Origin of the sequence: Duganella fentianensis (assembly GCF_964031615.1) — a bacterium.
GTDB lineage: Bacteria > Pseudomonadota > Gammaproteobacteria > Burkholderiales > Burkholderiaceae_D > Rugamonas > Rugamonas fentianensis_A.
Genome location: NZ_CAXIQN010000018.1, coordinates 19,677 through 44,822, shown reverse-complemented (window position 1 = coordinate 44,822; position 25,146 = coordinate 19,677). Strand labels below are relative to the sequence as shown.

Below are 25,146 nucleotides of genomic sequence, written 5' to 3'. Positions count from 1 at the left end.
CACCGCGAGGATAGAAAATGTTGCGCAATACGGGACGTATTTCCACGGTTTTACTACTGCTGGCGGCGCTTGGCGCTAGCGCACCAGCCGTGGTAGCTGCGCCACGTCCGCTGGCGTTTACCGCCGTCGACTCGCTGGGCGCCGATAGCCGCGCCATTCTCAGCATCCTGCAGGACCGTCAGGGCTTCGTCTGGATCGGCACGATCGAGGGCGGCCTGTTCCGCCACGACGGCCACAAGCAGGTGCGTTTTCTCAGCGATCCGTCCAATCCCGCCAGCCTGCCCGGCGGCCGCGTCACCTCCTTGTTCGAGGATGAAAAAGGCCAACTGTGGGTCGGCACCGATGAAGGGCTGGCGCGCTTCGATCCCGTAACTAACGGTTTCGTGCGCTATCTGCCCAAAGAAGGGCCGGCCAATGCCCGCATCATCCGCCGCATCATCAGCGACAACCGCGGCGGCATGTGGCTGGCCACGTGGGGCGGCTTACAACACTTCGACCCGCGCAGCGGCGCATTCTTGATCTACCAGCACGAAGAAAGCCGCCCGGACAGCCTGCAATTCAACGATGTCAATGCGGTGGCAGTGGATAACAAGGGTGGCGTGTGGGCCTCGACCTGGCCGAGCGGGCTCGATTATCTGCCCGCCGGCGCCAGCGGCTTCCAGCACTTCCGCATCGACGATGCGGCCCGCCCCAACCCCAAGGCCAACGATGTACGCGCACTCTACTTCGATAGCGCCACTACCCTGTGGATAGGCACGGCCGATGGCGTCTACACGTGGAAATTTGGCCAGCCATGGGAGCAGCGCACGCTGATGCCGGTGGCCGCCAAGCGCGTGACGGATATCGATGAAGACCGCGCCGGCGACGTCTGGATCAGCACCCGCACGGCCGGCCTGATACGCTACGACCGCGAACTGCGCCAGTTCCAGAGCTACCGCCATCGCGCCGAGGATGCGCATAGCCTGAACAGCGACGCCATCAACACCACCATGCGCGACCGCGCCGGCACCCTGTGGGTCGGCTCGCTGACGGATGGCGTGAGCCGCGCCAATCTGGGCTACCACGGCTTCGAGCGCTTTGTGCCGCGCGATATCGAACCGGACTTCGTCAAATCCAGTAACTTCGTGCGCAGCATAGGCGCGGCCGCCAACGGCCAGCTTTGGCTGGCACTGGACGATGGACTGGCCCTGTTCGATCCCGTCAAACGCGATATGGTGCGCACCTACAGCGCCATTCCGAAGCGCGAGGGTGCGCTCAGTTCCAACGTCATCTACAGTACTTACCACGCGCCCGATGGCACGCTGTGGGTGGGCACCTCGGAAGGCCTGAACCGGCTGGATAAACCGGACGGCCCGTTCAAGGTGATACGCTTCGGCAGCAAGACCAGTAATTTCGTCAACTCTATCGCGCCCGGCAAGGACGGCGTGTTATGGCTGGCCACAGGCGCAGCGCTGCTGCGCTACGATCCCGCCAGCGGCGCCACCGAAAGCTTTACCCACGATCCGAAAGACCCCGATAGCCGCAGCGTGAACGGCGCCACCACCGTGATCGAAGACCGCGCCGGCCGGGTCTGGACGGGCGAGTTCTATCGCGGTGGCGGGCTCGATATGCGCGACCCCGTAACGGGCAAGTTCCGCCACTTCCGGCACGATCCGAACAATCCGGCCAGCCTCAGTAGCGACCGTGTCAGCACCATGCATCTGGATGCCGACGGCAGCATGTGGATAGGCACTTCGAAAGGTCTGAACCACGTCGTGGCCGGCAAGGACGGCAAATTTAGCGTCACCCGCATCCAGGAAAAAGGCGAACTGGGTACCCGCCTGATCGAAGCCATACGCACCGATAAAAACGGCTTTATCTGGGTCACCACGGCAGCCGGCATGAGCAAGATCGACCCCGCATCGTGGACGGTGACGGAGTACGCGGTGGAAGATGGTCTGACCGAAGGCTTCTACATGGATTCCGCCGCCAACAGCAGCGACGGCCTGCTCTACTTCGGCAGCAGCAGCGGCGTCACGGCCGTCAATCCATCCATCCACAGCAGCGCTTCGCGTCCGCCCCAGCTGGCGATTACCGACCTGCGTGTGCTGAACCGCTCGCTCGGTAACGGTGCGCTACCGGAAGGCGTGCAGCTGGAAGGCACGCTGACCCAGCCCCGGGCACTGACGGTGCCATGGAGTGCCAACACCATCTCCTTCGAATTCGCCGCCCTGCACTACGCCGAACCGCGCCGCAATGCCTATACCTACTGGCTGGAAGGCTTCGACAAACAGCCGGTGCAAGCCGACGCCAGCCGCCCGGTCGCCACCTACACCAATCTTGCGCCGGGCAAGTACCACTTCCACCTGCAAGGCACGAATAACAAGGGCGTGGCCGCGCGCGACGAAATCATCCTGCCCGTCACCATCACGCCACCACCATGGGAAACCGGCTGGGCGCGGGCAGCACAGGCAGTGCTGATGCTGGGCGCGGCCGCCATACTGGCACGCTGGCTGATGCGGCGCTGGCGCGCCCGCGCCCGCGAGCTGGAAGCGCTGCTGGCCGACCGCAATGAAGAACTGCGCAAGGCCCAGCACAAGCTGGCCTACCTGTCGGCCAGCGACAGCCTGACAGGCCTGGCCAACCGGCGCAATTTCGATGACCAGCTAGTGCGCGAATGGCGCCGCGCAGCGCGCGACGAACAGCCGCTGGCCATGGGCCTGATCGCCTTGCAGCAGTTGGACGTGTATCAGGAACTGCACGGCCAGATCGCCACCGACGAACTCCTGCGGCAGGTAGCACAGACGCTGAAGCACTGCATGCACCGCGCGGGCGATACGCTGGCCCGCTACGGCTCCGACCAGTTTGCCTTCCTCGCGCCGGGGGTCGATGCCGATGCGGCGCACCTGCTGCTGCGCCAGATCGGCGGCGGTCTGGAAGCTTGCGGCCTGCCACGACAAGGTGCGGGCAGCCTGCGCTTTAGCGTCGCAGCACGCATCGCCAGCCCGTATCAGGAAGCCAGCGTACTGCAGCAGGCGGCCGAAGAGGCCCTGCACCAGCAATATGGTCAGCCGCTGCAGACTTCAGAAGTTGAGGGGTGACTGGCGCCGCCGCACGGCCTGCCAATCGTCGTAGACGGGGATGATGGCCAGCGTCAGCAAGGCCAGCGCCAGCGGCACGGTCACGATGTAGCCGATGTATTTGAAGCCGAAAGCACCGGCCAGACCACCGCAGAAAAACATCGCCAGCAGCGAGGTCAGCAGGCGCAGTTTATCGCGGTCGGCACACACCGGTTCCAGCGCGGGATCATCGCTGACGCGATTCCAGTACAGCATTTTGCCCAGTTCGATGCCGATATCGGTGACCAGACCGGTAACGTGAGTGGTACGGATTTCGGCGCGCGAAATCTTGGTGACGATGGCGTTCTGCAGCCCCATGACAAAACACAGCAGCGATAGAATCGCTTCGATGTGGCCGGAGGCATCGAGCGTCGCGCCCACCAGACCAAAGCTTAATAGCAGCATGGCTTCCAGTATCAGCGGCAGGGCAAACTGGCTTTGCGCACCGCGCCGCTTGCCCCAGTTGACCATGATGGTGGAGAACGCAGCGCCCCAGACAAACGACAGCAGCGACATCAGGCCAGCGCGCAGCACCGGCACATCGCCCAGTGCCGCACCGTCGGCCAACGAAGAGACGATGCCCGACATATGCGAAGTGTACTGCCCTACTGCGAAGAAGCCGCCGGCATTCACGGCACCAGCGACGAAGGCCAACGAGCGGCCCAGATGGCGATTACTCAGATGTGTGCGATGCGGGCTGGTTAAGGCCCGGAGGTAGTGCATAGGCATAGAAAACCCGATGTGGCAGACGGCTAAACCATTGTAAGCCATCGTCACACCGGATCGTCAAGCTTCACGCATTCTGTCGCACAAACTGGCGCTTTGAACGCCAATACGGCGCTTTTATACGACAAAGCGTGAACTTCTGCCTACATTAGTCGAGCGCCTTGAAGCGGATCGCGGCACCGCCACCGGCTGCCAGATGCAGCGCCAGGCTGTCGCCGGCGCGCACTTCGCGCTGCTCGATCACCATATCGTAAGGCGCGGTTTCCCAGTCAGCCGTAGCGCCATCGCGGTAGATCTGTGCCTGATAGCGCCGCTGCGGATCGAGGAAATCCAGCTTGAACTGCAGCTCGCGCGCACGCTCATTGGTCAGCGCCCCCAGATACCAGTCCGCGCCACCACGCTGCTGGCGTGCCATCACCACGTATTCGCCCACCTCGCCCGCCAGTGCGCGGCTCTGTTCCCAGTCGGTCGGCACGTCGGCGATAAACTGGAAGGCGGCGGGACGGGCCTCGTAGTTTTCGATCAGGTCTGCCGCCATCTGCACGGGCGAGTACAGCACCACATACAGCGAAAGTTCTTTGGCCAGCGTGGAACGCACACGGTTCTCGTGACCTTTACCGTTAGGTTCAAGATTGAAGATGCCGGGCGTGTAATCGAACGGGCCAGACAGCATACGGGTGTAGGGCAGTATCGCCGTATGTTCGGGCGGATTTGGCGGATAGCCCCAGGCGTTGTACTCCTGCCCGCGCGCACCTTCGCGCGACAGCCAGTTGGGATAGGTGCGGCGCAAGCCGGTATCCTTGATCGGCTCGTGGGTATCGATGGCGATATGGCGCTTGGCCGCCTCCGTTACCGAGCGCAGATATTCGCCCGCCATGAACTGGCCGTCATGCCACTCATAGCGTACCTGCCCGTTCTCGTCGATGCGTTTAATGCGCTCGTTGTCAGCCACATAGCCGGTCTTGATGGTGTCGATATTATTGGCGCGCGCATAATCATAGGCTGCCCCCATCTGGCTGGCATAGTGGCTCACGGCGCCGGAAGTTTCGTGGTGGCCGATCAGCTTCACGCCTTTGCTGCGGCCATACGCTGCCACGGCTGCCATATCGAAGTCCGGATACGGCTGGGAGAACTTGAACTTCTCGCCATTCTCCGGCCAGTCGCCATCCCAGCCCACATTCCAGCCTTCGGCCAGCACGCCAGTGAAGCCATGCTTGGCGGCGAAGTCCATATAGCGCTTCACTTCGGCCGTGGTGGCACCGTGCTTGTCACCGGAAGCCCAGGTTTTCTGCCACAGGTGCATGCCCCACCAGATGCCCACATATTTACCCGGTTTAACCCACGACACGTCACCCAGCTTGTTCGGCTCATTCAGGTTCAGGATCAGATCGGAATTCAGCAAACCGGCCGCATCGGGCGACACCTGTACCGTGCGCCATGGCGTATTGAACGGCGCCTGCAACTTCACCTTGCTGCCGTCCGACCATGGCGTCAGATCAGCCTTGAAGACACCTTCACGGCGCTGATTCAAGGTCATCGAAGCGTAGTTGGTCAGTGCCGCTTCATGCATTGCCAGATGTACGCCGCTGTCCAGCCGTACCGTGAATGGTGTCTCCACGTGCGGTGCAGCGTGCAATGCAGTCTTCTGATACAGCGCCTCGTAACTGCGCCAGTAACGCGCCGGAATCCACCATGCGCGCGCCTTGGCGCTATCGGCAAAACGGAACTCGGTACGTTCGTCGGTAATCTCCACCTGCTCTACCCCGCGCTGGCGCGGCACTTCGTAACGGAAGCCCAGCCCATCATCGAACACGCGCAGGCGCAGCGCGAATTTGCGCGGCGTCTTGCCGCCACGCGCCAGTTGCACCAGCAGTTCGCGGTGGTGATCACGCACCAGCCGGCGCTCGCCCCATGGCTGCTGCCAAGTCTCATCCTTGTCCGCCTTGCGGCTGGCTGTAATGGTAAAACCCTCGCCCAGCTCCGGCCCGTCGCGCAGCACCAGACCAAGGCGGGCTGCCGGCATGATTTCCTTGCCCGCATACTGCACGCGATAGTCCGGTGCACCGTGTTCGTCACTGACGATCACGGTCAGCTTGCCATCGGGCGAGCTGACGCTGACTTCCTTGCCCTGCGCCTGAGCACAGACCAGCATGACGGCAGCGAGCAGCGCCGCATTGCGTTTATTCGATTGCAGCTCACGACGCATCGTCTAACTCCCCAATGAATTCAACAGCAAAAAAACCACCATCGCACTGCCCGGCGGGCAGGCGACCTGGCTCAATTATTCGGTCGGCAGACCGTACTCTCGCGCACGACCAGATTGACCGGCAATACCCGCTCTATCACTTCATCCGTTTCGCCATTCAGCAGCAGTTCCACGCCCAGTGCGCCGAGCGCGCTCTTGTCCACACTGAGGGTGGTCAGAGGACGGCGCGCATGGGCAGCGGCGGCAATGTCATCGAAGCCGACGATGCTGATATCGTAGGGGACTTTCAAACCAGCGCGCATGCAGGTATCCATCGCCACCAGTGCCGCCGCATCGTTGTAGCAGAATACGGCATCGGGCGGATGGGGCAAAGCCAGCAGCGTTTCCATGGCTTCGCGCGCAGCCGCTTCCAGCTCCACGCCTTCCTGCATCATCACTTCCAGCCGCGGATCGGCCAGCACACCCGCATTGAACAGCGCCTGGCGGAAGCCACGCGCCCGTTCGCGGATACTGAAGTGTGCCAGCGAGCCGGAGATAAAGCCTATGCGTTCACGGCCGATATCGAGCAAGTGGCGCGCAGCCAGATAGCCACCCATCATATTGTCCGGATTGGCCGAAGTGTAACCGGCCAGCTTCATATCGATCAGCACCAGCGGCTTGCCTATGCTGCGCAGCACAGCCAGTAGTTCCGGCTCGAAGTAGCCGGCGCACAGAATAGCATCCGACTGATGCAGGCGAATCTGTTCGACGATTCCGTCAGCGGGCCCCACTGCCGTGAACGACAGAATGATGCCGTGCTTGCGGCAGGCTTCCGCCGCGCCATGCAGCACGGGCGTATAGAACGGACTGCTGGACATATTGTTGTGCTGGCGGTGCAGCAGAAAGGTCAGACGGCGCAGCTTCTTCTGGCGCAGCCGGCCCATGTCGTAGCCCATGCTGCGGGCTGTTTCCACCACCATGCGGCGGGTTTCTTCCGTCAGGCCGCCTTCATTTTTCAATGCACGCGATATGGTGCCGCTGGAAAGCCCGGTGGCTTTAGCGATATCGCGGATGGTAATGCTCATGTGTCTCGCTCCCGTATTTACTAAACCCCTGCAAGCTGCGCCTCTGCGGGCTGCTACGCCGACCAGTATAGCCATGGCATGGCCAGCGGCAAGCGCTGGCATGGCCGTTGATAGCGAGTTTATCGGGAATTTACTAAACAAAACTGCCGCATGACTCAGTGCAGCAGACCATCGTGGTCAATCTGCAGCACGGACTGCCCATCGCGCGCCTGCAAGCGGGCCGAGAACTGGTAGGGCGTCGCATCGATGCGGGGCGGCCAGACATAGCCCGCCACCGGCGCCAGCTTCAACCCTAGTTGCGGCAGGCTGGCAGCAAAACGCTGGTGTTTAGCAAAATAGCTACGCTGGGCGTAATACACCTGACGCAGCGCCCAGCGTGCCGCCTGTGCAGGATCGGTACGCCACGCGTCGCGCACGCCGCCTACACCATGACCGGAGAACTGCACCACGCCCCACATTTCGGGATAGTGCATATTGATGACGCCCTGCGGCGACCAGACCCAGTTATCCTCTGCCAGCGGTTTGCCCGTCGCAGCGTCGCTCAGCTTGCGGTAGCGTCCATCGGCGCTAGTGGTCTGCCACTCCACCCGTGAAAAATTCAGGCGCCACTGCTCGCCCGCCAGCGGATGCAGCACAGCGTCATGGCTTTCGCGCAGCGCGCGCCACGGTATCGCCACTTCCACCGTCCAGCCCTGATCTTTGTCGCCGGGCTGGTTCAGCGTGCCGCGCAACTGGCGACCGATTTTCAGGCCATGCATATCCCAGCCCGTATAGGCCACCCGCTCGCCATCGCGGTAAGGCTTGGTCAGCAGCAGATCCCATGCCGTACCGTGCTGATTAACTTCCAGCTCCATGTAGCGGTGTGTGCTGCCTTCGGGATCGATGAAGAGTTCGATATCGTTGTCGTGATAGATCACGCTATCGCGCTCGGTCAGCGTGGCCCACAGATCCGGTTCTTCCATCTCCACGGCAAAGTACAGGTATTCGTCGTCCCACAGCATCTTGGCGCGGGTCCGGAAGCGCGGTGCCGGCTTGGCACTGCCTTCGATATCGACAAAGTCTTCCGTCCACTGGGCCTGCTGCCAGTCCGCCTCATTCAACTGGCCATCGATCTGCGGCGGCGTAGTGCTGCGGTAGGCGATGTAGTGGCGCGGCTGGAAGGCGATGGCGGGCGGCGCCACCGCCGCCAGCTGGGGATGGGCAAGGGCACCCGCCCCTGCCAGCGTGGCACAGAGGGCGAACACAGGTTTCAGAATAGGCATGGCGCTGATCCGCGCGCTTTAAGGCTGTTCGCCAGCGCTATACAGACCGGCGTATTTCACACCGAAGTACAGCACAAAGGTATAGCACAGCAGCGGCATCAGGAAGGACAGTTGCAGCCCGATGGAGTCAGCCAGCAGGCCCTGTGCAAACGGCACGATGGCACCACCGACGATGGCCATGCAGAGTATGCCGGAAGCCTGTCCCGTCAGATTACCGAGGCGGTACAGCGCCATACTGAAAATGGTCGGGAACATGATGGAATTGCACAGACCTACTGCCAGTATGGCCCACATAGCCGTCTGGCCATGGCCGAAAATAGCCACCAGTATCAGCGCCATCGATGCAGCCGCATTGAAGGCCAGCGTCTTGCCGGGGCTAACATAGCGCATCACGAGGAAGCCGATGAAGCGGCCTACCATGGCACCGCCCCAGTAGTAGCTGACAAAGTGCGCTGCCGTATCTGCCGGCATACTGGCGATGTTCGGTTCGCCGAGGAAGTTAATCAGGAAGCTGCCGATACTCACCTCGCCACCCACGTACAGGAAGATGCCGATGGAGCCCATCACCAGTTGCGGATGCGATAAAGCTGAGGCCTTGCTGCCAGCGGCGACGGCAGTCACTTCTTCTGCATAGTCGATTTTCGGCAAGCGGGCAAAGGCAAACATCAGTGCCAGCAGCAGCAAGGCGCCCGCCAGTGCCAGATACGGGCCTTGTACGCTAGCCGCTTGCGCGGCACGGTCCGTGACATCGCTGGACAGAATCAGGATGCCGCCCAGCGTAGGCGCCACCGTGGTGCCCAGCGAATTGAAAGCCTGCGTCAGCGTCAGTCGGCTGGACGCCGTGCGCGCATCACCGAGCACGGTGACATAGGGATTGGCTGCCACCTGCAGGATGGTGATACCGGCAGCCAGTACGAAGAAGCCCAGCAGGAATAAGGCGTAACCGCTCATGGACGCTGGATAGAACAGTGCGCAGCCGGCAGCAGCAATCACCAGCCCTGCCACGGCGCCATTCTGATAGCCGATCTTCTTGATCAGCATACCGGCCGGCAGCGAAACGAGGAAGTAAGCTCCGAAGAAGCAGAACTGCACCAGCATGGCCTGTACGTAGTTCAGCGTGTACAGCGCCTTCAAATGAGGGATCAGCACATCATTGAGTGCCGTCAGCAGCCCCCACATGAAAAACAGCGTGGTGATGATAATCAGCGGGCCCGTATTGCCGCTACTGGCCTGCGTTTGCTGCAGCGGCGCGCGCTGCGAGATATGTTCCATCGTGAACTCCTGTGGTCTCTTCGTTGTCGTTGTTATGCAGTGGCGAACCGGTAATCCCGATCAAGGTGCGATGCCGGCTGGCGCCTTGGGCAGATCACGGGCACGGGTGCCCCAGCTACTACCGGCTTGCGGCGTCAGGCTGTAATCGAGCGTGCCGCCTGCCTGTATCTGCTCCCAGTCCAGCCATACGCGCTGCTGCGGCTGACCGGCCCAGCGCACACTCTCGACAAAGCGGCGCTGGCCCGCCACAGCGGCTGGCGCGCTGATGCTCAGCATACGTCCCTGCGGCAGATCGATTTCGGCCTTGGCAAAGCGCGGCGCATGCAGCAGGAAACGGCCGCTGCCCGGTGCATCGGGATACAGCCCCAGTGCGCTGAACAGATACCATGCCGACATGGTGCCCAGATCATCGTTACCCGTCACGCCGCTAGGGCTGTTACCGAACAGCGTCTCGGCAGCGCGCAGCACGGTGGTAGTTTTCCACGGCTGTCCCATCAGCGTGTACATCCACGGCGTGTGCAGATCTGGTTCGTTGTTAGGGTTGTAGCGGAACTGGCTGTAATAGCTATACGGTCCCACTACCCACGATTTACGCACCGCTGCCGCATCGGCCTGCACGGCATCGTAATCGAAGAACTGATCGAGCCGGTGCAGCGCAGCCTTCTGGCCGCCCATCGCTGCCACCAGTCCGGGTACATCCTGCTGTACCAGCCACTGATACTGCCATGCCGTGCCTTCATGGAAGCCACGATCGCTGCGCGGATCGTAGCCACCCGTCAGTTCGCTAAACCAGCTGCCATCCATCAGGCGGGGACGGGGGAAGCCTTGCAGACCGGTAGCGCCATCCTTGACGCTGGCATCCCATATCTTGCGCCAGTTGAGGGCGCGCTGTGCCAGCGTCGCCGCATCGCGCTGCTGCCCCAGTGCCTTGGCCATGGTGGCCAGTGCACCATCGGCTAATGCATATTCCAGCGTGGCCGAAGCGCCGTGGTGCGGATCAACGTCCATGCCTTTGGAGACAAAGCCGCGGTCATACTGCACAAAGCCCTGCCGCATATAGCTCTCGTTACCGGCACGTCCCTGCGCACGGATGCCGTTAGGCGGCACGCCAAAGGCGTTTTCACGCAAGGCTGCATAGGCTTCCTTCTCGCGTCCTTTGAGTGCACCGTAGCGCCACAGGTCAACCAGGAATGGCGTGACCGGATCGCCCGTCATGATATTGGTTTCAAAGTTGGCATAGCCCCAGCGTGGCAGCCAGCCGCCCTGCTCGCGTATCTTCAGCACCGAGTTGGCGATGTCACGCACCCGCTGCGGGTACAGCAATGCCAGCATCTGGTTTTGCGCACGATAGGTATCCCACAGCGAGAAGAACTCGTAATAAGTCCAGTCTTTGGCCGTATGGATCGCACTGTCATAACCGCGATAGCGGCCATCGGCATCGTTACCCGTCAGCGGCTGCAGCAGCGTATGGTACAGCGCCGTGTAGAACACGGTACGGTCATCCTGCGTGCCACCCTCGATGCGCACACGCGCCAGTTCGCGCTGCCAGTTGGCTTGCGCCTGCGCGCGCATGGCATCGAAGGTCAGCGGCCGGCCCGCGGCCATGCCTTCGGCCTGCAGATTGATGCGGGCGCCCTCGGCATCCACATGCGAAATCGCGCTGACTGCCGTAATGCTGCGGCCAGACTTCAGATCGAAACTGAACCATGCGCCGTGGGGGCGCGCTTCGCCCTGCTGGCTAGGGCCGTTCACGCCGGCTTTGCCGCCCTGATCGTCCCAGATGCCGTGTGCCAAGAAAGGCTGATCGAACACCATGCGGAACCACGTGGTGTACTGGGCGCCACCGCAGAAGCTCTTGGTGACCACCTTGCCTTCGACGCTGTGGTTGTCGATAACGCGCAGTTCGCTGCCCACCACTGCATGGCGTTCATTGGCCTGTCCCAGATTGACCAGCAGATGGCCATCTTTCATACCCCCAGCAAAGGTATAGCGCTCGGCAGCGGCGCGCGTCAGTGCCGTGGCTTCGGCGGTAATGCCGCCATAGCTGGTTAGCTGCACTTTATAGTATCCGGCCTGTCCCACTTCGCCATCGTGCGTATACTCGGCCGCATAGCGCCGGTAGTCGAAGCTCTCCGCCTTGGCCGTATCGATATCGCCACCGGCGCCGATACGCCCCGTCACCGGCAGCACCGACACCTGCCCGCCCTGCTCCCAGCAACCGGCGCCGGACAGATAGGAGTGACCGAAGCCGCGGATGCGGGTATCGCTATAGCGCCAGCCAGCGTAATGTTCGCCGCTGGGGCTGATCTGTATCATGCCGAACGGCGCTGAGGCACCGGGGAAGGTATTGCCTTCGTCCTGAGTACCGATGAAGGTATTCACCGGCATGCTGCCAGCCGGCATAGCAGCCAGCGCGAACTGGGGCAGCGCACTGGCTACCAGCAGCAGCCCGATGCAGCGCAGGCTACGGCTTATCGTGATGAGTGTCATCTGTCTGCGCTCCGCTTAGTGCACTGCTGGTGCCGTCGGCGCCGCCGCTGGCAGATGCAGCGGGTGGGCTTCCGTATTAAAGGTCACGGCATCGAAATTCAATGCGCTCTTAGGTGCGAACAGCAGGTAGAAGTACTTGAAGGTCTCGGCAAACACAAAGCTCTCCATCGAATCTTCCTGTTCCTTGCTACGTACATCTTTCAGCGCAGCGTAGCCAGCTTCCGTGCGGCAGTAGCGTACGAACGCTTGCCAGAACTCGCGGCCCATAGCGCGGTAGCGTGGATTGCCCGTGTAGTGATGCAGGTAATAAGCCGATTCCACAATCTCGGGACGCAGCGCGTAGCCGGGCGACTGCACCGTCATGCTGGCATAGTCCAGCGATTCCGGCTCGATGCCATGCAGGCGCCACATGCGCAAGCCCGCTTCCTGCAGCGACTTGGCGCGCTTCATGTCGCCGCCCAGTGCCAGCAGCGCAGGCATGAAGGCATCCAGCGCACCATACTGAGTCTTACTGCGCGCCCCCGTATTCATATCGGCATGGCCGTACCACAGTACGCCACCGCGCTGCTCCGCCAGCGCCTTGTTCACACCCTTGATGCTGTGCTCCCACATGGCTTTGCATTCCATGTCGCCGAACAGACGCCAGCATTTATTCAGGTACTCGTAGTAGGAATCTATGCCACCGCCGATGTGCGCCCCCGTGTCCGTCCAGCGCCCCGTTTCCACATCGATGGTGGAACCTACCAGTCCCAGCGGCGAAGCGGCTTTATACGTCGCCACCAGCGCACGTTTGGATTTCTCGAAGTAGACGGGATTGCCCGTCAGGCGGCTCAGCATACCGAATTCCAGCACCAGCGTGCCCGTTTCCGCGGGATTACTGAGTTTGCCGCGTACTTTACCCGTACGCAGATTTACATGGGTATATGGCATGCCGGTCGGCGTCTCGAACACCGGCAGCAGGCGCTTGCCCAGATCTTCTGCCTTGTTCAGCAGGCGTACATCACCACTGATCTGATAGGCCGACAGCAGGCCACCGAGCAGACGAATCGTGATTTCGAAGTTCTGCACATACATGTCCTGATCGAAGTTGAGCTGCTGGGCGATCAGTTCGCGCGCCTCATCGGCTTCTTCTTTCAGCCCCATGATCATCAGCGTATCGAGTGCGTCCACAGGCGTCATCAGCAGCGAGTGCTCGTACCAGTCACGTGGCTTCTTGCTCAAAGGGCTGAGCGCATCATGGCCCCAAGCATACTGCTTGTAGCCGCGCCAGGCATGGCGAGCTTCTTCCTTCACCTGCTGCGCCAGTGCCGCCGCTTCGGCCTCGCTGACGGGGCGCAGTGGCTGATCCGCCGCAGCTTTGCTGCTTGCCTTAGGTGCTGCCGGCACATCTGCAGCGCTGGCATTCTGCGCAAACAGCGGCAAGGCTGCCAGCAGTGCGATGTTCAGTGCGCGCAAGGTGGGCTGGAACAGGGAAAATCGGAATGCTTGTTTCATTTACTGTCTCCTTGTAATTGTTCGAAGAATTGATTCATCGCCGCGGCCTGCGGCGGATTGGCGCCCGCCTGCAGGCATGCAGCCGAACCGGCTGCCAGCGCTGCATGCAGATGCGCCTGCAGACTGCGCTGCGGATAACCGGCCAGACTATGCAGCAGACCCGCCACGCTGGCATCGCCAGCACCGACGGTATCGACCACCTCAACCTTGGGTGCCCGCGCATCGGCACGCTCGCTGCCATGGAACAGGGTCGCGCCCTGCCCGCCGCGCGTCAGCAGGCAATAGGCAGCTGGATTAGCGGCGCGCAGCTGCTGCAAAGCCTGATCCAGCGTCACATCGGGGAACAGTCCGCGCAGGTCATCATCCGACACTTTGATCACATCAGCCAACGCGGCCATAGTACGCAGCGTAGGCTGATAGCTGGCATCCATCAGATTGCGGTAGTTCGGGTCATAGCTGATCGCCACGCCCTGCGCCTTCAATTGCTGCGCCAGCGCCACCAGCGTGGCCGCCAGTGGCTGGCGCGCCAGACTGATGCCACCGAAGTGGGCCCAGCGCAGCGCACCCGACCAGCCAGCGGGCAGCGTGGACGGATCGAAGTGCAGGTCGGCGCTGTTGTCGCCTACGAAGAAGTAGCTCGGTGGTTCACCCTGCTCCACCACCGCCAGCAGCGGCGAACGCTGCACTCGCTGGATCAGGCGCAGATCCAGCCCCACCGCCGCACTGGCATTCCACAGCGCCGCGCCGAAGCGGTCATTGCTGATGGCACCGGCGAACGCCGTACGTTCACCCAGCGCGGCCAAAGCACGGGCCACATTCCACACCGAACCGCCCACCTGACTGATCCACTGCTCATTCCCCTGATGGATCATATCGGTCAGCGCCTCACCGGCGCACAGCATTACAGGCGCTTCATGCATGATAGTCCTTTCCCAGCACAGTCAGAATATCGTAGCAGGCGCCCATGGTGTGATAATCGACCTTACCGGCAGGGCTTTTGTCGTCACTGAGCTTGCGATTCTGCTGGTCGAGGATGCGATACCACGCGCCGTATTGGTGATCGACCAGATAAGTCCAGCTATACGCCCACAGGCGCTGGTACCAATCCCAGTATTCGCTATTGCCCGTGCGTTGCGCCAGCAGCGCCGCAGCAGCGGCACTCTCGGCCTGCACCCAGAAATATTTATGGCCATCGCACACATGTAGTTCCGGCGCCAGCGAATAGCATACGCCACCATGCTCGGGATCCCAGCCTTTTTCCAGCGCCACGCGGAACAGTCGTTCTGCTGTCGGCACCAGCCAGTCTAGCGGCTGCGCCAGTACGCTGTTTGCACGGGCTTCCAGTTGCACCAGCAGCTTGGCCCACTCGGTAAAGTGACCGGGCTGATAGCCCCATGGACGGAACAGGTTTTCCGGATCGTGAATATTGAACTTCCAGTCAGGCTGCCACTGCTCGTCATAGTGCTCCCAGATCAGACCTCCGCAACGCTGGGCCTGGCGCTGGGTGATGTTGTAGGCCACCGTGTAGGCACGTTCTAAATAGCGCAACTCACCCGTAGCCTGATGGGCCGCCAGCAAAGCCTCGCAGGCATGCATATTGGCGTTCTGGCCGCGATAGCTGGACAGCACACTCCAGTCGCGGCTCGCCTCGTCGGCATACAGGCCCGCTTGCGGTTCCCAGAAGCGCTGCTCCATCAACTCGAAGGTCTCAGCGATCCACGGGCGGGCCTGTTCCAGACCGGCCATGGTGGCGTGCGCATAGGCCAGCAGCACAAAAGCCTGCCCATAGGCGTGCTGGGTACCATCGATGACCTGCGCACCGTCCAGCAGCCATGCATAGCCACCGCCGACGCGATCGCGGTGCACTTCGCGCAGGAAGCGCAACGCATGCTCGGCGCCCTTAAGGTAAGCCTCGTCCTTGAAATGGCGATAAGCCATGGAGTAGGTGAAGACAAAGCGGGTACTGCTCACCAGATGGCGCTGCTGCATGTCATACACGCTGCCATCATCCTTGAAGAAGTGGTACATGCCGCCAGCCGGATCGATGGCGCGCGGATGATAGAAGCGCATGGTGTGCTGCGCATGCTCGAGCAGGACACTAGGGTTACGGAAATCGGGTAAGTTGGTCATGTTTTTTCCGGTGGGTGTGGGTTAGGCGCCGTGGCTGCTCTCGCGCACGATCAGCTCAACTGGCACGGTTATCTGGGATGGGTGGTTTTCGGTTTTCTGTAGCAGTAATTCGACGCCGGTCTGGCCTAGCGCGGCTTTATCCACCCGCACAGTGCTGAGTGGCGGGATGCCGGCAGGGGCCGCGGCGATATCATCGAAGCCGACGATGGCGATGTCCTGCGGGATCTTCAGCCCCGCTTTGCGGCAGGCTTTCATGGCAGCCAGCGCAGTGCTGTCGTTGTAGCAGAACACCGCATCGGCGCGTTTGGGTAGCGCCAGCAAGGCCTGCATGGCCTCGCTGACACTCTGCTCGGCATCCCCTACAGCTGGCAGCGTGACTTCCAGATCAGGATCGGCATGGACCTTGGCATCGAACAGGGCCTGCCGGAAGCCGCGATTACGCTGCTGTATGCTGTAGTGCGCCAGTGAACCGGACAGCATGGCGATGCGTTTGCGTCCAGCCTTCAGCAGATGCTGGGTAGCCAGATAGCCGCCATGCAGATTGTCCGGATTGACGGAGGTGAAGCCGCGTCGCTGCATATCCACCAGCACCATAGGCTTGCCGGCCTGCTGCAAGGCAGTCAGCACTTCCGGCTCGAAGTAACCGGCGCACAGAATGGCATCGGGCTGATGCAGGCGGATCAGGCCCATCACCGGCTCGGCCGGACCAACGGCAAAAAATGATAGCGCTATCCCTTCGCGCCGGCAGACTTCTTCGGCGCCGTGCAGTACGGGCGAGAAGAAGGAACCGGAAGCGAGAGTGTTGTGCTGGCTGTGCAGCAGGAAGGCGATACGCCGGATGGGGCCACTGCGCAACTGGCCGTAGTCATAGCCCAGACGCTCCGCCGTTTCCAGCACCAGACTGCGGGTGGACTCCGTCATGCCCGACTGGTTCTTCAATGCGCGCGACACCGTACCGATCGATAGACCGGTGGCAGCCGCAATATCACGCAGGGTGGCCTGGCTCACGCCTGCCCCCGCGCAGCACAGCGCTCAAGGCACAGCATACCTTGTAGCAAATTCAGGTACATCCAGAGTCTCCATTATCGGGTTTAATAAACGCTTCGGCGAGCGCTAGTGATCAGCTTTTTAGCGACAGTAATTTCGGCTTTCACCTTGAGCTGCCTAGGACGCTTTTATATCAGCGCCACTTTTCAGCAACAATCGTCCACTGCTATGCAGGGCGCTCTTTAGCATTGTTTAGTAAAAAAGTGCGCATCAACGCAGTCCCTGCGCCAGCACATCGCCCACCGATTGCACCCGCATCGCACGGCGCAAGGCGGCCAGACTGGCAGGCGAACGTAGCGACAGGCGCACGCTTTCGCCAGGCAGCAACGTGATCGCGTTATCGCCCAGCTCTGCATCGAGATCACCGAAGTCGATCCAGACGGCGCGGGCAAACTGGCGTGCGCTGAGCTCCAGCTGATAGCCACCTGCAGCGGGCTGCAGCCGTGCCTGCAACTGCGCATCGGGCCAGCGCATTTCCTTCGCGGGCCGGAAGTACAGCACGCTGCGCGCGGGCGCTTCGCCCTCCACCTGCAGATCGAACACGGCCACTGTATTGGCGGGATCGGCATTGCCCAGCAACTGCGCATCGCTATACTCGGCACTCCGCTGCGCGGACAGCGCTGCCAGTTCCACTGCACGGTGTTCCTCACGCAGCAACTGACCATCGAGCGAGGTAACGCGCAAGCGCAGCGTGCCACGCAGGCTATGGCTGCGGTCATTCAGCAGATGCACGCGACTCATGCCATTTGCATCACGCAGCGCTGCCACCGCCACAGGGGCATAGAAACGGCGCGCATAGAACTGCAGCGCCTTCCAGCGCCCGTACCAGTCCACGCTGGACCACGAAGCGCCGGGCCAGACATCGTTCAGCTGCCAGTACAACGAGCCCATGGTATAAGGCCGGCTGGCACGGTGGTGGCTGGCCGCCAGTGCAATGCCCTCGGCCTGCGCTATCTGGCTCAGGTAGATGAAATCGGAAAAACCTGCAGGTGTACCGAATTCGTCGTTGACGTATTTAAGCAAGCGCTCGTTGCCCTTACCCGCCATGAATTTCTGATGCGCCTCGATCACCGGCGTGGCCATCCCCTGCTCGGCGCGTTTAGCAAACGCGTCCACCGTGCGCTGCACGGGCCAGGCCTGCAGGCCATATTCCGACATGAAGCGCGGGGTAATCTCCAGATATTTACTGACAGGGTGGGCCGGATTACCCCACACTTCCCAGTAGTGCATATCGCCGCTGGCGACGGTATTGGCTACCTCGGCCAGATCGTTGCTGGGCGAGCTAGCCCAGTAAGCCACGCCGCCGCCCTCTTGTGCCACCACCTTGCGCAGATCGCTGCCGAATAGCTGCACATAGCCGTTCCACACACGGGTGGCAAACGCGGGATCGGCCTGCATCATGGCTTTGCCCGGCCCCCAGTATTTCCAGGCGATTTCTTCTTCGTTATTGCCGCACCAGAGCGCAATGCTGGGATGGTTGCGCAAGCGCCGCACATTGTCGCGTGCTTCGGCCACCACGCTAGCGCGGAAGGCGTCGTCATAGGCAGGCTGCATGCCGCCGCCAAACATGAAGTCCTGCCAGACCAGCAACCCCAGCTCATCGGCCAGATCAAAGAAGGCATCGCTTTCGTAATAGCCACCGCCCCAGCTACGCAGGAAGTTCATGTTCGCATCACGTGCCGATTCCAGCACACGGCGCAACTGCGCCTTGCTCACGCGCGGCCGGAACATATCGAACGGGATGGTGTTAGCACCTTTGGCAAACACGGGAATGCCATTCACTTCAAAGTAGAAGCTCTGTCCCTGCGCGTCACTGTCGCGTTTCAGCACCAAGCTGCGCAATCCGGTGCGGGCGCTGGTGCTAGCCACCATCTGGCTTCCCTGCACCACTTCCAGTTCGTAGCGATATAGCGCCTGCGCGCCATAGCCGTTCGGATACCAGCGCTGCGGATTCGGCACATGCACGGGTAGTTCGATGCGATTGCTACCCTGCTTTAGTTCGGTTTTCTGCTGCACTGCCAGCACCCGCTTGCCATCGGGCGCGGTCTGCCACAGGCGCAATTCGACACTGCCAGCAGCTACGGCATCAAGTGTGGCGATGGCCGCCAGTTCGGCGCGCTGCTCGTCCACATGATCCTGCCGCAATTGCAGATCATCGATACGCAGCACGTTCCAGCTTTGCAGCTGCACGGCGTTCCAGATACCCGCCGTGACATAGCGCGGCCCCCAATCCCAGCCATAGTGATAGCCGGGCTTGCGGGCAAAGTTGGCCGTCATCGCGTCGGCTGGTTCATCGCCATATGGCGAGGGATAGTTACCGGCCAGCTTGTTCGGCATGGCCGCAACCTGCGGCAGCAGCTTGCTGATAGGGGAACGCAGCACGATGCGTAATTCATTGGCACGCGCACGCAGCCGCCCCTGCACGGGGATGCGCCAGACGCGGAAGGCGTTGTCGGCATCGAGCAGCTTCTCTCCATTGAACCAGACTTCGGCATAAGTATCGAGCCCGTGGAACACCAGATCGCTGCGCGCGCTATTGCGGGTGGCTGCTGGCACATCGAAGCGGCTGCGGTACTCCCAGTCCGCCAGACCTATCCACTGCAGCCCCGCTTCCGGTGCCCCCACATACGGATCGGGGATCAGCTTATGGGCAAACAGATCGGTGTGCACGGTGCCCGGTACAGTGGCCGTCTTCCAGCCTGCCGCTTCCGGATGGCTGACCAGCTGTGCATCGCCCGGCAACAGCCGGAAGCTCCAGCCCCGATCGAGCGATTGCAGCATGGCCGCCTCGCGCGGAGGCTTTACGGTAGCAGCCTTGGCGCGCGCGCCAGTACCTGCGTCAGAACTCACCACAGCACTGGCCGGCGCCAAGACCAGCAACGCCATCAAGGCAGCAGCCCATGCCGCCGGGCGGCAGCACTTCATCAAGTCTCTCATGCTGCACGCGCCTTCCAGTAACGTTCTATCCATTCCTGATGGGTCGGCATCGCGGCCACCGCATGCGACAACATGCCGCGCATACCTTCCACCAGTTCCACCAGCTTAGGCTCCGGCATTTCGTCGACGATAGGGTGATAGCCCTGTGGCGTAATGCCCTGCCCCAGCATCACCTGTACCCAGCTAGGTAGCGCAAAGAAATCTTCACCATTGCGGAAATAGCGACCATCGCTACGGAACAGTTCCATCGCCTCGCGCAGACTGTCCGGTATCGCCATGGTGCGACAGTAGTCCCAGAACGGCGTGTCATTACGCTCGGTGGCGTGGTAGTGCAGGATCAGGAAGTCGCGCACCCGCTCATATTCGAAGGCCGTCTCGCGATTGTATTGTTCGGCCAGTTGCGGGTTGAAGTCCGCATTCGGGAACAGACTCAGTAAGCGGGTGATGCCCGACTGCGCCAGATAGATGCTGGTCGATTCCAGCGGTTCCAGGAAGCCGCTGGCCAGTCCCAGCGACACCACATTGCGGTGCCAGATTTTCTTGCGCATGCCAGTGGTGAAACGCAGCAGACGGGGCTCGGCCAGCGCCTTGCCATCGAGATTGGCCAGCAGCGTTGCCGCTGCTTCGTCATCGCCCAGATAGCGACTCGAATACACATAGCCATTGCCGATACGGTGCTGCAGCGGGATGCGCCACTGCCAGCCGGCCTCACGTGCCGTCGAGCGGGTGTAAGGCGTGATCGGCTGCACACTCTCGCAAGGCACGGCCACGGCGCGGTCACACGGCAGCCAGTGCGACCAATCTACATAGCCGGTCTTCAGGGTTTCTTCAATCAGCAAACCACGGAAGCCGGAGCAGTCGATAAACAGTTCACCATCGACCACCTGCCCCGATTCCAGCGTGACGGATTCGATGAAGCCATCATTGGCGCGCTGCTGCACGCTGACGATCTTGCCTTCGATACGCTGCACACCACGCTGCTCGGCCACTTCGCGCAGATAGCGCGCATACAGCGCTGCATCGAAGTGGTAGGCATAGGCGATATCGGCCAGCGGCGAACCGGGGGCCGCATTGCGGTCGCCCGAAGTGAATTTACCTTGCGGCGCCATCACCGTCTGCGGTGAATAATCGCCTATCGGGCCAGCCTTGCCAGCCAGATGCAGCTTGAGCCAGAACTGGTGAAATGGCAGCGGCCCCAGTGAACGCCCGATGGCGCCGAAGCCGTGAATATAACTGTCGCCGATGCGGCCCCAGTCATTGAATTGTATGCCCAGCTTGACCGTACCCTGCGTACGCCGGACGAATTCTGCTTCGTCCAGCCCCAGCCACTGGCCATTGAACTGACGGATATGCGGCACGCTGGCCTCGCCCACGCCGACGATGCCGATTTCCTCGGACTCGATCAGACGCACACGGGCGCCCTTGCCTAGATAGGTGGTCAATGCTGCTGCGGCCATCCAGCCGGCGCTGCCGCCCCCTACCACGGTGATGCTAGAAATGCGTTGTTGTGTCGCTTGAGTTGTGTTCATAGCGCCGCCCAAAACAAGAATGCAGTTGCCGGCGTAACCGGCAACTGCTGAGAAAACTCCCCATCCGGCGGGACGGGGAGCCGGGGGAAGTTTTAGAACTTGTAGCTCAGGCCACCGTAGATCACACGGCCCGTGTAGTTATTGCCGTAGAAGCGATCAGTGGTGTCGTTACCCAGATGCGAACGGGTCTCCTGACGGGTCAGATTCAGCACGGAAGCGGTGAGGCTCAGTTGCTTGCTGAAGTTGTACGACGCGTTCAGATCGATCTGGCTGTACGGGTCCGAGTACACATTCAGACCATTGATCAGGCCACCCACCACTTCGCCGCGACGGTTGTACGACGCACGCACCATGTACTGGTCCGTGCCGTAGAACACGGTCAGGTTGCTCTGGTTGCGGGCGCTACCCACCAGCGGCGAAGTGCCGATCTGCTTACCATCAGGCAGCGTGATCGCAGCCTGATTGGTCTTGTTATAGGTGTAGTTGAACTGGAAGCCCAGACCCATATCGAGCGTGTGCTGGCCATACAGTTCAATACCCTGCGACACCGCATCACGACCACCGGCACTGGTCGAGTAGTTCTGCACCGTGACCGTGTTGCCGCCTACCGTCATCGGCATGCTCAGTACCACTGGCACTGCGAAGTTGCTCACGTTCTTGCGGAACAGGCCAGTACCCAGCACCGAACCACGGTGGAAGTACCACTCCAGACCCAGATCGAACTGCTTGGCTTTGTACGGCTCCAGCCCTTTGTTACTACCTTCGCCGAACCAGCCCTGCTGGTCACCACCACCGATCAGACGACGATCGTTGACGTATTCCTGGCTGTAGTACTGCAGGCCACCCGGCGAAGCGATATCGCCATAGCTAGGACGCGCCACCACTTTCGATGCAGCGGCACGCAGCAGCAACTGGTCACTCAGATCATAGGCCAGATTGAAGCTCGGCAGCACATCGTTGTAGGTACGGTCCAGCGAGCTGACCACGAACGACGACGTATGCGCGGTGCTGTCTGGCAGCGTGGTGAAGCCGCTGACGCAACCCGAACCGGCCGGTGCGCCCACGGCTGGCTTGCCGCCTGCCTGGCATGGTGCAGGTGCACCGTTAGCGCCGTTGAAGAAGTAGTCGTTGTAGTTGTCGACGCGGTCAGTCGAATCCGCATGCTGACGGGTACGCACGACGCGCAGACCGGCGTTACCACGCAGACGATCCGTCTTCACATTCGCCTGCAGATACATCGAGGTGATCTTCTCGCCCACGTTGTAGACGAAGTTATCTTCGTTACGGGTCTGCATAGCGCCATAGGTTTCGTTCAGATGCGCGATGTAGGCCGGATAGTTAATCGCCGGGAAAGCGCTAGCTTTGATACCACCGGCCAGATTCGACAGCGATTCCGAATACAGGTAGCTGGACTGGAAGCGCGAAGCCGTCGAATCGCAACCGGCCTGGAAGCGGTTATCGTAGTTGCTGGCATCCTTGCCTTTGCAAGCCCAGTAGTTATTACCAGTACTGCGGTGGGTGCCGCCGTCACGGTACTTGGCGCCGAACTGCAGCGAATCGAGCCAGTTGGTATCGGTGTGCCACGTGAAATCACCCTGCAGATATTTCTGTTCGGTGCTGTTACGCGTCCACGAAGACTGGGTAGAACCAAGGTCGATCTCGCCGATGCCCTTCTGCAGATTGGCCATCAGCTCAGGCGAGAAGGTCATGGTCGGCGTACCTTGCGTGGTCCATGCGCTGGCGTAGTTACCCAGCGTCCAGCTGCCATCGGCATTCTGCACGCGCGGCTTGATCGGCATGGTGAACTGCATCGACGGACCGCCGGTGGCCCAGGTACGACCCAGCTTGAACAGCGCATCGAGCGACTGACCGTGCCAGTCTGCTTCGAAGTCGGCCGTCTGCGACAGCGACTTCTCCTGATTGTAGCTACCAGTGATTTGCGGGGTCGGGATGGTGCAATCATCCGGACCGAAACCGCCCGTGTTCTTGTAACCGGCGGCTGCCGCTGCATCGCCGCTGCAGTAGTATTTCTTACCGGCGTGGGCACTGTACTGGGCGCCTGTAACAATGGTACCGCTACGGTCGAAGGTCAGACCATCGAGCATACGGCCACCGGGCCAGTTACCGTCGCCATCGTAGCGCGCCAGATTCCACTCAGGGACTTTGAGGGTGTTGGTCTGGGAATCCTGCGACAGATCGAAGCGGAAGTAGTTACCGGTCAGCGTCAGGTTGCGCATCGGCTTCAACTGCATGGTCAGCTGGCCGCCTTTACGTTCGCGCTCCTCGCTCTTCACGTTCAGATTGACGGAAGTCGGCATCATGAAGTTGGTGTAGTACTTGCCGTTCTGGTCGTAGAAACCGGACTGGCCCCACCAGCGCGAATTCAGACCCGAAGGTTTGCCGTTCACGTCCGTCGCCGGATGGGCTTTGTAGTCGTCAGCGTACCACTGCCAGTTTTCCGTGCTGGCGCCCATGGTGCGGGTAGTACGTTTCTGCTGGGTGAAGCCGGCCAGAACGCCGAAGGTGTTGGCTTCATCGTGCCATGCATACTGGCCGGAGAACTGGCCATCGGTTTTCTTGGTAGTGTCGGCCCACGTGCCTTCAGCCGAAACGAAGCCGCTACCGGACTTCACTTCCAGCGGACGGCGCGTATGCAGAATCACCGTACCGCCAATACCGCCTTCATCGATGCGTGCTTCCGGGGTTTTGAACAGCTCTGCGCTGGACAGCATATTCGACGGCATCAGCATGTAGTTGAACGAACGGGTAGGATCGCCATTCGATTCTGCGGTAGCGATGTAATTGCCGTTCAACTGGGTCAGCGTCAGTTCCGACGACAGACCGCGCACGCTAACGTTCTTACCTTCGCCGCCATCGCGGTTGACGATCACGCCCGGCACGCGCTGCAGCGCATCGGCCACGTTCTTGTCGGGGAACTTGCCCACGTCTTCGGCGGTAATCACCTCGACGATGGCATTGGCATTGCGCTTCTGATCCAGCGCTTGTTCGATCGCGTAGCGGTAGCCGGTAACGACCACGGTTGCCGGTTGTGCTGCATCGGTTTTGGCATCGGCGGCCTTGCTGGTCGTTTGCGCATGCGCGCTGGATAGCGCCACCAGTGCCGTCGCCACGGCAAGGGCAACTGGCTTGACAGAGCAGCGAGGCTGCCGGCTTGCGAGATGGGTACTGAACATCATGTAGATCTCCTAGTTATGCCCGAAGTCGGGCTTTTTTTATTTGGCGGTAGCATAGTTCCCATGACCCGTGGAACTGGTGGCGGACTCCCGCGTCTCTCCGTATTCCTGCACTGTGCCGTGCATTTCACGGCGCAATCTCAGACGATTTACTAAACGACAGAGGTGCCACCTGCATGTCGATGGGCATCGCGTTTCGCCCATAACTGTTTATACAAACTTAGTTTTGGCCCTTCAACAGGATTTCAAAATTGGCATTTAGTTTAGTTTGATTACTAAACAAGAGTGACGGGATTTTGCGACAATACCAATTTCGCCCCATGCAGCCCGAATGGCGCTACTAAACAAGGGGGAAGCGGCAGAAAAGTCGCGCAGATATGGTTGGCCGTTTTACACTGGCAGGCAGCTCATTACGCGGGGAACTGGGATGCAGCAGTTCGAAAGGATCGCGGCCGCCATGTTCGCAGGGTGGGCTTACGCTGACACCGGCGCAGCTATGCCGATGTGCAGGTCAGATTGGCGCGCATGATCACCAAAGTGCGGCGTGGGCAATGCTTCGAGGCCGCGTTTGCGCAGGTGTTCGGGGTGGAATTCAGTCAGGTGCAGAACTGCTTCATCGACTTCGTCAGCCAGTACCATGGCACGGGACGGGGCAAGAACATGACCTAGGAAGGTTTGATCCGCAAAGGTTAAACGT

Annotated in this window: 15 protein-coding genes; 2 read left to right on the top strand and 13 right to left on the bottom strand. The window is 61.0% G+C overall.

The features are described from left to right. Positions 1–17: 17 nt before the first annotated feature. Entirely contained in the window at positions 18–3,080 is a 3,063-nt protein-coding gene (locus tag ABNT42_RS11970; RefSeq protein WP_348697222.1) for a two-component regulator propeller domain-containing protein, read from the top strand. Here ABNT42_RS11970 and ABNT42_RS11965 read toward each other — a convergent pair. From ABNT42_RS11965 to ABNT42_RS11905, 13 genes are all read right to left on the bottom strand, one after another. Beyond that, positions 3,063–3,827 (bottom strand): YoaK family protein, encoded by a 765-nt coding sequence (locus ABNT42_RS11965; RefSeq protein WP_348697221.1) that lies wholly within the window; start codon positions 3,825–3,827, stop codon positions 3,063–3,065. The genes ABNT42_RS11970 and ABNT42_RS11965 overlap by 18 nt on opposite strands. A 145-nt stretch (positions 3,828–3,972) precedes the next feature. Then, the gene (locus tag ABNT42_RS11960) at positions 3,973–6,030 is read right to left on the bottom strand and encodes a glycoside hydrolase family 97 protein (RefSeq protein ID WP_348697219.1); all 2,058 of its coding nucleotides are present in this window, start codon (positions 6,028–6,030) and stop codon (positions 3,973–3,975) included. 71 nt (positions 6,031–6,101) lie between these two features. Further along, on the bottom strand, positions 6,102–7,094 hold the full coding sequence (locus ABNT42_RS11955; protein ID WP_348697217.1) for a LacI family DNA-binding transcriptional regulator: 993 nt from the start codon (positions 7,092–7,094) through the stop codon (positions 6,102–6,104). Positions 7,095–7,249: 155 nt separating this feature from the next. Next, positions 7,250–8,356 (bottom strand): carbohydrate-binding family 9-like protein, encoded by a 1,107-nt coding sequence (locus ABNT42_RS11950; RefSeq protein ID WP_348697215.1) that lies wholly within the window; start codon positions 8,354–8,356, stop codon positions 7,250–7,252. Positions 8,357–8,374: 18 nt separating this feature from the next. Next, positions 8,375–9,628, bottom strand: coding sequence for a sugar MFS transporter (locus ABNT42_RS11945; RefSeq protein WP_348697213.1), 1,254 nt, complete (start codon positions 9,626–9,628; stop codon positions 8,375–8,377). 60 nt (positions 9,629–9,688) lie between these two features. Then, a complete protein-coding gene (locus tag ABNT42_RS11940) occupies positions 9,689–12,118 on the bottom strand; it encodes a GH92 family glycosyl hydrolase (protein ID WP_348697211.1) in 2,430 nt (809 codons plus the stop codon). Positions 12,119–12,133: 15 nt separating this feature from the next. Then, the gene (locus ABNT42_RS11935; protein ID WP_348697209.1) at positions 12,134–13,612 is read right to left on the bottom strand and encodes a glycoside hydrolase family 47 protein; all 1,479 of its coding nucleotides are present in this window, start codon (positions 13,610–13,612) and stop codon (positions 12,134–12,136) included. Then, entirely contained in the window at positions 13,609–14,532 is a 924-nt protein-coding gene (locus tag ABNT42_RS11930) for a carbohydrate kinase (RefSeq protein ID WP_348697207.1), read from the bottom strand. Before ABNT42_RS11930 ends, ABNT42_RS11935 begins: the two co-directional genes overlap by 4 nt. Next, the gene (locus ABNT42_RS11925) at positions 14,525–15,742 is read right to left on the bottom strand and encodes an AGE family epimerase/isomerase (protein ID WP_348697205.1); all 1,218 of its coding nucleotides are present in this window, start codon (positions 15,740–15,742) and stop codon (positions 14,525–14,527) included. The genes ABNT42_RS11930 and ABNT42_RS11925 overlap by 8 nt, the downstream gene beginning before the upstream one ends. A 21-nt stretch (positions 15,743–15,763) precedes the next feature. Further along, positions 15,764–16,750: a LacI family DNA-binding transcriptional regulator gene (locus ABNT42_RS11920; protein ID WP_348697203.1), complete on the bottom strand. Its 987-nt coding sequence runs from the start codon at positions 16,748–16,750 to the stop codon at positions 15,764–15,766. Positions 16,751–16,999: 249 nt separating this feature from the next. Further along, on the bottom strand, positions 17,000–19,714 hold the full coding sequence (locus tag ABNT42_RS11915; RefSeq protein WP_348697201.1) for a glycoside hydrolase family 2 protein: 2,715 nt from the start codon (positions 19,712–19,714) through the stop codon (positions 17,000–17,002). Between the two features lie 8 nt (positions 19,715–19,722). Then, positions 19,723–21,255 carry a tryptophan halogenase family protein gene (locus ABNT42_RS11910; RefSeq protein WP_348697200.1) on the bottom strand — a complete coding sequence of 511 codons (1,533 nt, stop codon included), beginning with the start codon at positions 21,253–21,255 and terminating at the stop codon, positions 19,723–19,725. Positions 21,256–21,347: 92 nt separating this feature from the next. Then, positions 21,348–24,452 (bottom strand): TonB-dependent receptor, encoded by a 3,105-nt coding sequence (locus tag ABNT42_RS11905; RefSeq protein ID WP_348697198.1) that lies wholly within the window; start codon positions 24,450–24,452, stop codon positions 21,348–21,350. A gap of 522 nt (positions 24,453–24,974) precedes the next feature. On the opposite strand from ABNT42_RS11905, the gene ABNT42_RS11900 reads away from it, so the two are divergent. Next, positions 24,975–25,118 (top strand): hypothetical protein, encoded by a 144-nt coding sequence (locus ABNT42_RS11900; RefSeq protein WP_348697196.1) that lies wholly within the window; start codon positions 24,975–24,977, stop codon positions 25,116–25,118. Positions 25,119–25,146 lie beyond the last annotated feature (28 nt).